The organism is Nocardioides sp. (assembly GCF_016462705.1).
In the GTDB taxonomy this organism is placed as follows: Bacteria; Actinomycetota; Actinomycetes; order Propionibacteriales; family Nocardioidaceae; genus Nocardioides.
The window spans coordinates 1-12,612 of sequence record NZ_JAEMSS010000034.1 but is presented as its reverse complement, the minus strand read 5'-3'; the positions used below and the strand labels follow the sequence as shown (position 1 = coordinate 12,612).

Sequence of the window (12,612 nt, the reverse complement as noted above, 5' to 3'; positions counted from 1 at the left end):
AACGAAACCGTTTCGTTTCATCCAGAACAGAGTGGCACGACGAGCCATTCCGGCCAAGCCGATAAACCTGTGCTGGTCTGGACCAATCGGCGTCTGCGCAGGTCAGACGGGGTGATGACCAGGGTGACCAGCCGAGGAGATGTCGGTGGTGACCGGCATGATGGTCGTGTGATGAGCGAGCCCACCCCCGCCACCGCCCAGGCCCGCGAGGAGCACCGAGCCCTCTCCGACGAGATCGAGGACGCCCGGTGGCGCTACTACGTGCTCGACGCGCCCACCATCGACGACGCCGACTTCGACCAGCGGATGCGCCGGCTGGAGGCCCTCGAGGAGGAGTTCCCCGAGCTGCAGACGCCGGACTCACCGACCCAGAAGGTCGGCGGCGCGGTGTCGACGCAGTTCACCGCGGTCGCCCACCTCCAGCGGATGGAGAGCCTCGACAACGCGTTCTCCTACGACGAGCTCGAGGCCTGGTACGCCCGGCTCGGCCGCGACGGCGTCGACGCGCCCGACCTGCTCTGCGAGCTCAAGGTGGACGGCCTCGCGATCAACCTGCTCTACGAGGACGGCCGGCTGGTGCGGGCGCTCACCCGCGGCGACGGCAGCACCGGCGAGGACGTCACGCCCAACGTCAAGACCATCGCCTCCATCCCGCACCGGCTGACCGGCACCGACGAGTTCCCGGTCCCCGAGCTGCTCGAGGTGCGCGGGGAGGTGTTCCTCCCGATCGAGGCGTTCGAGCGGCTCAACGCGTCCATGACCGAGGCGGGCAAGCCGGTCTTCGCCAATCCTCGCAACGCCGCCGCGGGGTCCCTGCGCCAGAAGGACCCGCGGGTCACGGCCAGCCGCGACCTGGGCATGGTCTGCCACGGCATCGGTGCCCGGCGCGGGTTCGAGCCCCAGGCCCAGTCCCACGCCTACGACGCGCTCGCAGCATGGGGGCTGCCGACGTCCACCCAGGTCAAGGTGCTGCCGACCCTCGCCGACGTCCGGGCCTACATCGACCACGCGGGCGAGCACCGGCACACGATCGTCCCCTACGAGATCGACGGCGTGGTGGTCAAGGTCGACGACGTGGCCCTCCAGCGCCGGCTCGGCTCGACCAGCCGGGCGCCGCGGTGGGCGATCGCGTTCAAGTACCCGCCGGAGGAGGTCAACACCAAGCTCCTGGACATCCGGGTCAACGTGGGGCGCACGGGCCGGGTGACGCCGTACGGCGTGATGGAGCCGACCCGGGTCGCCGGCTCGACGGTCGAGAACGCCACGCTGCACAACGCCCACGAGGTCAGGCGCAAGGACGTCCGCCCCGGCGACACCGTGATCCTGCGCAAGGCCGGCGACGTCATCCCCGAGATCCTCGGGCCGGTGCTGCCGCTGCGCCCCGAGGGTCTGGCCGAGTGGGTGATGCCGACCGAGTGCCCGGCCTGCGGCACCGCGCTGGCGGAGCAGAAGGAGGGCGACAAGGACCTGCGCTGCCCCAACCACCAGTTCTGCCCGGCCCAGGTGCGCGAGCGCGTCTTCCACGTCGCAGGCCGCGGCGCGTTCGACATCGAGGGGCTCGGCTACGAGGCCGCGGTGGCGCTGCTCGAGGCCCAGGTGATCGACAACGAGGGCGACCTGTTCGCGCTCACCGAGGACAAGCTGCTGCAGGCCCCTCTCTTCACGCGGGCGCCGAAGAAGGGCGAGGAAGGTCCGCAGCTGTCGGCCAACGGCGAGCGGCTCCTGGCCAACCTCGACCAGGCCAAGCGCGTGCCGCTGTGGCGGGTGCTGGTGGCGCTGTCCATCCGGCACGTCGGGCCGACCGCGGCCCGGGCACTCGCGCAGGAGTTCGGGTCGATGGCCGCCATCCGCGGCGCGTCCGAGGAGAGCCTGGCCGCTGCCGAGGGCGTCGGACCCACCATCGCCGAGGCGGTGATCGAGTGGTTCAAGGAGCCGTGGCACGTCGAGATCGTCGACAAGTGGGAGCGCGACGGGGTCTCGCTCGAGGACGAGCGCGACGCCTCCGTCGAGCGCACCCTCGAAGGCCTCACCGTCGTGGTCACCGGGTCGCTGGTCGACTTCAGCCGCGACTCGGCCCGCGAGGCGATCCTGGCCCGTGGCGGGAAGGCGGCCGGGTCGGTCTCCAAGAAGACCGACTACGTCGTGGTGGGCGACAACGCCGGCTCCAAGGCCGACAAGGCCGAGCAGCTCGGCGTCCCCATCCTCGACGAGGCGGGGTTCAAGCAGCTGCTCGAGGGCGGGCCGGACGCACTCTGACCCGGACGCGGGCGTCGAGTGACCCGGACTGGCTGGTCCGGCGTGCCCGTACCCCACCAGAACCGGTCACTCGACGCCCGCCAGGCGCCCGCTAGAAGTCCTCGTCGAACCCGACCGAGCCGGAGACGCCGACCTGGTAGGCCGACACCTTCCGCTCGAAGAAGTTCGAGAGCTCCTGGACGTCCTGGAGCTCCATGAAGGCGAGCGGGTTCGACGAGCCGTAGATCTGGGGGAGACCCAGCCGCTCCATCCGCCGGTCGGCGACGTACTCCAGGTAGCTGCGCATGTCCGCGGTCGACAACCCGGCGACGCCGCCGCCGAGCAGGTCCTCGGCGAACTGCGCCTCGGCGTCCACCCCGTCGATCAGCATCTGCCGCACCTGTGCGGCCAGCTCGTCGTCGAACAGGTCGGGCTCCTCCTCGCGGACCGTGTCGACCACGTCGAACGCGAACGCCATGTGCATCGACTCGTCCCGGAACACCCAGTTGGTGCCCGAGGCGAGGCCGTTGAGCAGCCCACGCGACCGGAGGAAGTAGACGTAGGCGAACGCACCGTAGAAGAACAGGCCCTCGATGACCGCCGCGAAGCAGATGAGGTTGAGCAGGAACTTGCGGCGGTGCTCCTCGGTCTCCAGCTGGTCGAGGTCGAACACCGAGTCGATCCAGCGGAAGCAGAAGTCGGCCTTGGCCTTGATCGACGGGATGTTCTCGACCGCGGCGAACGCCTCGTGCCGCTCGTCCTCGTCGGTGACGTAGGTGTCGAGCAGGGTCAGGTAGAACTGCACGTGCACCGCCTCCTCGAAGAGCTGGCGGGAGAGGTAGAGCCGGCCCTCGGGGCTGTTGATGTGCTGGTAGAGGTTGAGCACCAGGTTGTTCGCGACGATGGTGTCGCCGGTCGCGAAGAACGCCACCAGCCGCGAGACCAGGTGCCGCTCGGCGGCGGTCAGCCGCTGGAGGTCCTTGAGGTCGGAGTGCAGGTCGACCTCCTCGACCGTCCAGGTGTTCTTGATCGCGTCGCGGTATCGGTCGTAGAAGTGCGGGTAGCGCATCGGACGCAGGGTCAGGTTCATGCCGGGGTCCAAGAGCATCGTGTTCACTGGCAGGCCTCGCAGTTCTCGGGGTTCTCGAGCGAGCAGGCAAGGGCTTCCTGGTCGCTCTGGGACTGGGTGGGGGCGGTGACGCTGGTCGTCGTCTGGGTGATCCGGGTGGCCGGCCGTGAGCGCAGGTAGTAGGTCGTCTTCAGTCCCGCCTTCCACGCGTACAGGTACATCGACGAGAGCTTGCCGATCGACGGCCCGGCGATGAAGAGGTTGAGCGACTGGCTCTGGTCGACGTACGCCGACCGGGCGGCCGCCATGTCGATCAGCGCCTTCTGAGGGAGCTCCCAGGCGGTCCGGAACAGGGTCCGGACGTCCTCGGGGAGGGCCGTGATGCCCTGGACCGAGCCCTCGGCCCGCTTGATCGCCTCGCGGACCTCCGGTGTCCACAGACCGCGGGCCTTGAGCTCGCGGGTGAGCGCCCCGTTGACCTGGAGGAACTCCCCGGAGAGCGTCTCGCGCTTGAACAGGTTGGACACCTGCGGCTCGATGCACTCGTAGCAGCCCGCGATCGACGCGATGGTCGCCGTCGGCGCGATCGCGATCAGCAGCGAGTTGCGCAGGCCGTGCTCGGCGATCGTCGCCCGGACAGCGGCCCAGCGCTCCGGCTGGGTGGGCGCGGCCGACCAGTGGTCGGGCTGGAGCACCCCCTGTGCGGCCCTGGTCTCGGCGTACGCCGGGTGCGGGCCGTGCCGCTGGGCGAGCCCCGCCGACACCTCGAGCGCGGTCAGGTAGATCTCCTCCTGGATCCGGGTCGACAGGTCCCGCGCCTCGGGCGAGTCGAAGGGCAGCCGCAGCGCGAAGAGCACGTCCTGCAGCCCCATCAGGCCCAGGCCCACCGGGCGCCAGCGCGGGTTGGACGCCGCCGACTCGGCGCTCGGGTAGTAGTTGACGTCGATGACCCGGTCGAGCAGCGGCACCGCGGTCCGCACCGTCTGTCGCAGCTTGTCCCAGTCCACACCGGTCCGGTCGGCGGTCAGGTGCTGGGCGAGGTTGACCGACCCGAGGTTGCAGACCGCCGTCTCGTGGTCGGAGGAGACCTCGATGATCTCGGTGCACAGGTTGGAGAGGTGCACGACAGGCCCGCCGGGGGACCCGACGACGGGGTCGCTGGTCTGGTTGCAGGTCCGGTTGGCGGCGTCCTTGAACGTCATCCAGCCGTTGCCGGTCTGCGCGAGGGTCCGCATCATCTTCCCGTAGAGGTCGCGGGCCTTGACCGTCCGCACGACGCGGCCCTCCTCCTCGGCCCGGCGGTACGCCGCGTCGAACGCGTCGCCCCACAGGTCGGGCAGCTCGGGAGCCTGGTCGGGGTCGATGAGCGACCAGTCGGCGTCCGCCTCGACGCGACGCATGAACTCGTCCGGGACCCAGTTGGCCAGGTTGAGGTTGTGGGTGCGCCGGGCGTCCTCGCCGGTGTTGTCCCGGAGCTCGAGGAACTCCTCGACGTCGGGGTGCCACGGCTCCAGGTAGACGCACGCCGCGCCCTTGCGGCGGCCGCCCTGGTTGACCGCGGCCACCGACGAGTCCAGGGTCCGCAGGAACGGCACGATGCCGTTGGACTGACCGTTGGTGCCGCGGATCAGGGCGCCGCGGGACCGCACCCGCGAGAACGCGATCCCGATCCCGCCGGCGAACTTCGACAGCTTGGCGACCTGTCCGTAGCGGGAGTAGATCGAGTCCAGGTCGTCGCGCGGGCTGTCGACGAGGTAGCACGAGGACATCTGGGTGTGCCGGGTCCCGGAGTTGAACAGCGTCGGGCTGCTGGGCAGGTAGGCCAGCGAAGACATCAGCCGGTAGAACTCGATCGCCTCGCCCGGGCTCTGGGCGAGGCCGCAGGCCACCCGGAGCAGGAAGTACTGCGGGGTCTCGACGACCAGTCGGCTGCTGGGGTGCCGCAGCAGGTAGCGGTCGTAGACCGTGCGGAGCCCGAAGTACTCGAACCGCCGGTCGGCCGACGGGTCGACGGCGAAGTCGAGCTTGCGGGCGTTGTCCTTGACGAACCGGGCGGTCTCCTCGCCGATCAGGCCCTCGGCGTGGCCGAGCGACACCGACTGGCTGAACGACATGACGCCCTGGTTGCGGACCTCCTTGTCGATGTAGCCGGCCAGCAGCCGGGCGGCCAGCCGCGAGTACTGCGGCTCCTCGCCGATCATCTCGGCCGCTGTCTGGATCGACAGCCGGTCGAGCTCGGCGGTCGTGGCGCCGTCGTACAGCCCGCTGATGGTGCGGGTCGCGACCCGCATCGGGTCGACGTCGGCCAGGTCCTCGCAGACCCGGTCGACGGCGCGCACGATCTTGTTGACGTCGACGGGCTCGGTGTCGCCGTTGCGCTTGCGCACGCCCATCGTGGGTCGTGCTGGTGTATCGGTGACCGTCATTTCTCTCTCCTCGCGAGATCGGTCCGGGACGGTCCGAGGTCGCGCGGGAGGAGACGGTCGTTACGGCGTGTAGTAGGGGCCGCGCCGTGCCAGCCGTCGGCCGTCCCACGAGGCCTCGGACCACCGCACCCGACGGGTGCGGCGCGCTGGCAGGTCTTCGGACTCGTGGGCACACCGAGCTCCGGTGCTGCTCAGAGCTCGATCCCTACTGGCCGTCGCTTCCCAGATCTCCTCACAATCGGACGGAGTCGATCCAGTGCGTCTGACGGCGGTCGTTCCCACTCACCGCTGCGGGGCAGTCCCGGACTCACACCGGGTTCCCTGTTGCCTCACGACGCCTGGCTGACGCCGTGAACCAGCTGCGTCGAGCACCATATGTAGATCGCGATCGGGAGTGTGGGACCACATCTTGTGTCGGCGTGTCGAGAGGTTCCATCAGGCGCGATCGGCTGTGAGCAGGCGCTGGGCGACCGTGCGAGCCACGTCCGGAGCCAATGCCTCTGTCGGAGGTTGTCGGACGGTCTTGATCGATCGATCGATCAAGACCGTAGAAGACCTCAGCGGGACGCCCGTCAGGTCCCGTCCTCGAGGGCTCGGGAGTGCAGTCGCTGGGTGAGCAGACGTCGCTCGGCGTCGTTCGAGGTCAGCGCCAGCGCCTGCCGGTTGGCCCGCGCCGCCTCCGCGTCACGACCGAGCGAGGTGAGCAGCTCGGCGCGGGCCGCGTGGAAGAGGTGGTACGCCGCCAGTGGCTCGGCCAGCGCCTCGACGTCGGCCAGCGCCGCCTCGGCCTGGCGGCGGCCGAGCTGGGCGACGGCGACGGCGCGGTTGAGCCGGGTGACCGGCGACGGGTCGTGCTCGAGCAGCAGCTCGTAGAGCGTGACGATCTGGAGCCAGTCGGTGTCGGCCCACGAGGGGGCGGTCGCGTGCACGGCGGCGATCGCGGCCTGGAGCTGGTACCGCCCGGGGCTGCGCAGGGCCGCGGCCCGCTCGAGCAGCCGGTCACCCTCCGCGATGGCGTCGCCGTCCCAGAGCGACCGGTCCTGGTCGCGCAGCAGCACCAGTCCACCGGCCTCGTCGAAGCGGGCGCTGCTCCTGGCGTGCTGCAGGGTCAGCAGGGCGGCGAGCCCCCACGCCTCGGCCTCGCGGGGGAGTGAGGTCGCGACCACCCCGGCCAGCCACACGGCGTCGGCGGCCAGGTCACGGTCCTGGGTGGGACCGGAGGAGGACACGAAGCCCTCGTTGAACATCACGTAGACGACGGCCAGGACGTCGGTCAACCGTTCCGTCAGCTCCCTGTCGGGAGGGACCGTGAGCGCGATGTTCGCCGAGACGATCTTGCGCTTGGCCCTGACGATCCGCTGCGCCAGTGTCGTCTCGTTGACCAGGAAGGCGCGCGCGATCTGGGGGGTGGTGAGACCGACCACCGCACGCAGGGTCAGGGCGAGCCGGGCCTCCGGGGCGAGGGCCGGGTGGCAGCAGGCGAAGAGCAGGGCGAGCCGGTCGTCCGTGCCGGTCCTCGGCTCGGCAGGGGGGTCGACGCGTGTGGCCAGGGCCCGTTGCCGGTCGCGCCGGCGGAGGGCGTCCATGGCGTTGCGGCTCGCCGCGGTGTGCAACCAGGCGGCCGGCCGGCTGGGCGGGCCGTCGCGGCGCCAGGACGTCAGTGCCTCGGCGACGGCGCTCTGCACGGCCTCCTCCGCGACGTCGAAGTCGCCGAACCGGCGGGACAGCGACGCGACCAGCGGACCTGCCTCCTCGCGCAGGGTCTGCGCGAGGAGGCGGTCCGTGCTGGTCATCGACACGTCATCCGGGAGAGGTCACTGCTCGAACTGGGAGTAGTCCTCGACCATCGGCCGGATCTCGACGGCGTTGCCCGGGCGCTCCAGGAGCGGCCAGCTCTTGGTCAGCGCCACGGCGGCGTCCATGTCGGGGACGTCGATGATCGAGAACCCGCCGATGACCTCCTTCGCCTCGTTGAACGGGCCGTCGACGACCACCGCCCCGGCGTCTCCGTGCTTGACGGTCGTGGAGGTCTCGACGCCGAGCAGCTCAGCACCCCCGTCGGCGAACTTGTCGGCGTGGGTCGTGAACCACTCGTAGATCTTCTTGTAGTCGGCCTCCAGCGTCTCCTTGTTGATCGTCGCGTCGAGGTCGGTGTTGGAGGTGAACATCAGGACGTACTTCATGGGTGCTGCCTCTCTCGTACGGCCCCGCGGCTCGGGGCTCGGTCACCACCCCGTCGCCGCTGGTGACGGGAAATCGACAAGGAACATGAACAAGCAACAGGGCCTAGTCTGGCGGCCATGGGGGAGATCGAGAACCGCCCGCAGCACGACCCCGCGCAGCTGCGCATCTCCGACGCCGACCGGCACCGCGTCACCGAGCTGCTGCGCGAAGCCGCCGGTGAGGGGCGGCTCGACCTCGACGAGCTCGAGGAGCGGCTGGAGCTGACCTGGGCGGCGAAGACGTACGCCGAGCTGGTGCCGATCACGCTCGACCTGCAGGCCCCCGGAGTCGGGGCTCCGCACGTGGGTGCGCCGGCGCGACGTACGCCGCCGCCGGTGCCGGCGGTCGGGCACAACTCGTCCACCGCGATCATGGGCGACTGCAAGCGACAGGGCGTGTGGTCGATCCCCGAGAGGCACACCGCCTTCGCCCTCATGGGCAGCGTCCTGATCGACCTCCGGCAGGCGCAGCTGTCGGCCCACGAGACCACGATCACCGCCAACGCCGTCATGGGCGAGGTCAAGGTGATCGTCCCGGCGCACCTGCACGTCGTCGTGGACGGCACCCCGATCATGGGCGACTACAGCCTGGCGAAGGACAAGACGCCCGCCGAGCTCGGGCCCGACTCGCCGGTCGTCCGGCTGCGAGGAGTCGCGCTGATGGGCTCGGTCACAGTCGAGCGGCAACCGGCGCCGGGCACCCCGAAGAAGTACCTCGGCACCTACTGACGCGGTCGCCGGCTCGGCCGGCGCCGGCGATCGCGGGCATCAGGCGGTCACCTGGGACGATGACCGTGATGACCTTTCCCTACCCTCCGCGCCAGGTCGCCCTGCTCGTGCTCGGCTGCGTCGTGCTCGGTATCGGCGTCGCGATGCTGCTCACCGCCGACCTCGGCTCCGACGGCTTCTCCACCCTCGTCAACGGCGTGTCCATCGGCACCGGGATGTCGTTCCTGGTGGCCAACGCGCTGATCAGCCTGCTGTTCCTGCTGGCGGCGGCGCTCCGCCGGTTCTTCCCGGGCCTGGGCACGCTGGTCCAGGTCGTGGTCGTCGGGTGGACCGTGTCGTTCCTGATCGACCTGCTCGACACGCCGGACGGGCTCGGCTGGCGGTTCGCGCTGCTCGCCGCCGCGCTGCCGGTGGTGGCGCTGGGGATCGCCCTCTATCTGGGCGCCAACACCGGTGCCGGCCCGGCGGAGTCGGCCGCGCTGGCCTGGGACCCGCCGGTCCCGTTCAAGTGGAGCTACAGCCTGGTCCAGGGCGGCGGGGCACTCGTCGGGTGGCTGCTCGGGGCGACCATCGGCCTGGGCACCATCGCCGTGATCGTGGCGCTCGGCCCGGCGGTCGACCTCACCAGCCGGCTGCTGCGTCTCGACGTGCATCAGGGCACCGCGGACCCCGCCCCGACACCCTCCTAGGATCACTGTCATGGCTGAGATCACCCGGGACGAGCTCGCGCACCTCGCGACGCTGGCCCGGATCGACCTGACCGACGCCGAGCTCGACCACCTCGCACCCCAGCTGTCGGTGATCCTCGAGTCGGTCGCCTCCATCCAGGAGGTGTCCGACGCCGACGTGCCGCCGACGTCGCACGCGCTGCCGTTGACCAACGTCTTCCGCGAGGACGTCGTCGTGCCGAGCCTGACTCCGGAGGAGGCGCTCTCCGGGGCACCCGAGCAGGAGCAGCAGCGATTCCTGGTCCCGCGGATCCTGGGCGACGAGCAGTGAGTCGCATGCGGAGGTCCGCGGCCGAGCTCGCCGCCGACCTCGCCGCCGGCGAGACCACCTCGGTCGAGCTGACCCAGGCGTCGCTGGACCGGATCGCGGAGGTCGACGGCGAGGTGCACGCGTTCCTGCACGTCGACGCGGACGGCGCGCTCGCCCAGGCCGCCGAGTCCGACGCCCGGCGCGCGGCCGGCGACCCGGCGTCGCTGCTGGACGGCGTGCCGATCGCGGTCAAGGACGTGCTCACCACCAAGGGCCTGCCGACCACGTGCGGCTCCCGGATCCTCGAGGGCTGGGTGCCGCCGTACGACGCCACGGTGGTCACGCGGCTGCGCGAGGCCGGCCTGCCGATCCTCGGCAAGACCAACATGGACGAGTTCGCGATGGGCTCCTCGACCGAGCACTCGGCGTACGGTCCCACGCACAACCCCTGGGACCTCGGCCGGATCCCCGGCGGTTCCGGCGGTGGCTCCGCCGCCGCGGTCGCCTCGTTCCAGGCGCCGCTGGCGCTGGGCACCGACACCGGGGGGTCGATCCGCCAGCCCGGGGCCGTGACCGGCACGGTCGGGGTGAAGCCGACGTACGGCGGGGTGTCCCGCTACGGCCTCGTCGCCCTGGCCAACTCCCTCGACCAGGTCGGCCCGGTCACCCGCACCGTGCTCGACGCCGCCCTGCTGCACGAGGTGATCGGCGGCCACGACCCCCGCGACTCGACCTCGGTCGACCAGCCGGTCGGCGCACTGGTCGACGCGGCCCGCCAGGGTGCGGACGCCGACCTGCGCGGTGTCCGGATCGGCGTGGTCAAGGAGCTCGGCGGCGAGGGCTACCAGGCCGGGGTCCAGGCCCGCTTCGAGGAGTCGGTCGAGCTGCTCGTCGGCGCCGGCGCCGAGGTGGTCGAGGTGAGCTGCCCGCACTTCGTGCACGCGCTGGCCACCTACTACCTGATCCTCCCGGCCGAGGCGTCCAGCAACCTCGCGAAGTTCGACGCGATGCGCTACGGGCTGCGGGTCCTTCCCGAGGGCATCGAGGCACCGTCGGCCGAGGACGTCATGCGGGCCACCCGCGAGGCCGGGTTCGGCGACGAGGTCAAGCGCCGGATCATCCTCGGCACCTACGCGCTGTCCAGCGGCTACTACGACGCCTACTACGGCCAGGCCCAGAAGGTGCGGACGCTGATCTCCCGGGACTTCACGGCCGCGTTCGAGCAGGCCGACGTGCTGGTGTCGCCGACCGCGCCGACCACCGCGTTCAAGCTCGGCGAGAAGCTCGACGACCCGATCGCGATGTACCTCAACGACCTCGCCACCATCCCGGCCAACCTGTCCGGGGTGCCCGGCATCTCGGTGCCGAGCGGGCTGGCCGACGAGGACGGGCTCCCGGCCGGCTTCCAGGTGCTGGCGCCTGCCTTGGCCGACGACCGCTGCTACCGGGTCGGCGCCGCGCTCGAGGCGCTGCTGCTCGACCGCTGGGGCGGCCCGTTGCTCGACCGGGCTCCAGCACTAGGAGGGACCGCGTGACCACGACCGCCAGCACCGGCGACGCCCTGATGCCGTGGGAGGACGTCCTCGCGGCGTACGACCCGGCCCTCGGGCTCGAGGTCCACGTGGAGCTGAACACCAACACCAAGATGTTCTGCGGCTGCCCGGCGGTCTTCGGTGGCGAGCCCAACAGCCACGTCTGCCCGACCTGCCTCGGGCTGCCCGGCGCGATGCCCGTCGTCAACCGCAAGGCCGTCGAGTCGGCGATCCGGATCGGGCTGGCGCTCAACTGCGAGATCGCCGAGTGGTGCCGGTTCGCCCGGAAGAACTACTTCTACCCGGACATGCCGAAGAACTTCCAGACGTCCCAGTACGACGAGCCGATCGCCTTCGACGGCTACATGGACGTCACTCTGGCCGACGACGGGGACGGCGAGACCTTCCGGGTCGAGATCGAGCGCGCCCACATGGAGGAGGACACCGGCAAGTCGACCCACATGGGCGGCGCGACCGGCCGGATCCACGGCGCCGACTACTCGCTGGTCGACTACAACCGGGCCGGGATCCCGCTCATCGAGATCGTGACCAGGCCGATCACCGGGGCGGGGGAGAGGGCGCCGGAGGTGGCCCGCGCCTACGTCAGCCAGCTCCGCGACCTGATCGTCGCGCTGGGCGTCTCCGAGGCCCGGATGGACCAGGGCAACCTGCGCGCGGACGTCAACCTGTCGCTGGCCCCCCAGGGCTCCGGCGTGCTGGGCACCCGCACCGAGACCAAGAACGTGAACTCGTTCCGGTCCGTCGAGCGCGCGGTCCGCTACGAGATGCAGCGGCACGGCGCGGTCCTGTCCTCCGGCGGCTCGATCCTCCAGGAGACCCGCCACTGGCACGAGGACACCGGCGTGACGACCAGCGGCCGGGAGAAGTCGGACGCCGACGACTACCGCTACTTCCCCGAGCCCGACCTTGTCCCCGTGGCGCCGTCACGGGACTGGGTCGAGGAGCTGCGCGGCACGCTGCCGGAGAACCCCACCGAGCGGCGGGCCCGGCTCCAGGCGGAGTGGGGCTTCAGCGACCTCGACATGCGGGACACGATCGGCGCCGGGGCGCTGTCCCTGATCGAGGAGACGGTCGCCGCGGGTACGTCGCCGCAGACGGCGCGCAAGTGGTGGCTCGGCGAGCTCGCCCGGCGTGCCAACGAGCAGGGCGTCGAGATCGCCGAGCTGCCCGTGACGCCGGCCCAGGTGGCCGCGGTGCAGGCGCTGGTCGATGAGGGGACCCTCAACGACAAGCTGGCCCGGCAGGTGTTCGACGGGCTGTTCGCCGGTGAGGGCACGCCGGAGGAGATCGTCGCCGCCCGCGGGCTCGCCATCGTCTCCGACGACGGCGCACTGTCGACGGCCGTCGACAACGCGATCGCGGCCAACCCCGACGTCGCCGACAAGATCCGCGACGGCAAG

10 protein-coding genes and 1 riboswitch are annotated in these 12,612 nt (G+C 70.9%); of the genes, 6 read left to right on the top strand and 4 right to left on the bottom strand.

Annotated features, from left to right (window positions below; all coding sequences use genetic code 11):
• Positions 1–171: 171 nt before the first annotated feature.
• Positions 172–2,256 (top strand): NAD-dependent DNA ligase LigA, encoded by a 2,085-nt coding sequence (gene ligA / locus JHD21_RS06515; protein ID WP_292672610.1) that lies wholly within the window; start codon positions 172–174, stop codon positions 2,254–2,256.
• Positions 2,257–2,347: 91 nt separating this feature from the next.
• Here ligA and JHD21_RS06510 read toward each other — a convergent pair whose 3' ends face one another.
• The 4 genes from JHD21_RS06510 to JHD21_RS06495 form a co-directional block, all read right to left on the bottom strand.
• Positions 2,348–3,325 carry a ribonucleotide-diphosphate reductase subunit beta gene (locus JHD21_RS06510; RefSeq protein WP_292672609.1) on the bottom strand — a complete coding sequence of 326 codons (978 nt, stop codon included), beginning with the start codon at positions 3,323–3,325 and terminating at the stop codon, positions 2,348–2,350.
• Between the two features lie 23 nt (positions 3,326–3,348).
• Positions 3,349–5,730: a ribonucleoside-diphosphate reductase subunit alpha gene (locus JHD21_RS06505; protein ID WP_292672607.1), complete on the bottom strand. Its 2,382-nt coding sequence runs from the start codon at positions 5,728–5,730 to the stop codon at positions 3,349–3,351.
• A gap of 130 nt (positions 5,731–5,860) precedes the next feature.
• A riboswitch (cobalamin riboswitch) is annotated at positions 5,861–6,105 on the bottom strand.
• Positions 6,106–6,302: 197 nt separating this feature from the next.
• Positions 6,303–7,523, bottom strand: coding sequence for a DUF6596 domain-containing protein (locus JHD21_RS06500; protein WP_292672605.1), 1,221 nt, complete (start codon positions 7,521–7,523; stop codon positions 6,303–6,305).
• A gap of 21 nt (positions 7,524–7,544) precedes the next feature.
• On the bottom strand, positions 7,545–7,913 hold the full coding sequence (locus JHD21_RS06495) for a YciI family protein (protein ID WP_292672603.1): 369 nt from the start codon (positions 7,911–7,913) through the stop codon (positions 7,545–7,547).
• Positions 7,914–8,030: 117 nt separating this feature from the next.
• On the opposite strand from JHD21_RS06495, the gene JHD21_RS06490 reads away from it, so the two are divergent.
• The 5 genes from JHD21_RS06490 to gatB all read left to right on the top strand — a co-directional run.
• A complete protein-coding gene (locus tag JHD21_RS06490) occupies positions 8,031–8,681 on the top strand; it encodes a DUF1707 domain-containing protein (protein ID WP_292672601.1) in 651 nt (216 codons plus the stop codon).
• A 68-nt stretch (positions 8,682–8,749) separates the two neighbouring features.
• Entirely contained in the window at positions 8,750–9,370 is a 621-nt protein-coding gene (locus JHD21_RS06485; RefSeq protein ID WP_292672599.1) for a hypothetical protein, read from the top strand.
• 10 nt (positions 9,371–9,380) lie between these two features.
• Entirely contained in the window at positions 9,381–9,680 is a 300-nt protein-coding gene (gene gatC, locus JHD21_RS06480) for an Asp-tRNA(Asn)/Glu-tRNA(Gln) amidotransferase subunit GatC (RefSeq protein ID WP_292672597.1), read from the top strand.
• Positions 9,681–9,685: 5 nt separating this feature from the next.
• Entirely contained in the window at positions 9,686–11,194 is a 1,509-nt protein-coding gene (gatA, locus tag JHD21_RS06475; RefSeq protein ID WP_292672595.1) for an Asp-tRNA(Asn)/Glu-tRNA(Gln) amidotransferase subunit GatA, read from the top strand.
• A gap of 29 nt (positions 11,195–11,223) precedes the next feature.
• Positions 11,224–12,612: Asp-tRNA(Asn)/Glu-tRNA(Gln) amidotransferase subunit GatB (gene gatB / locus JHD21_RS06470; protein ID WP_292672635.1), on the top strand; the 1,389-nt coding region annotated here is incomplete at its 3' end.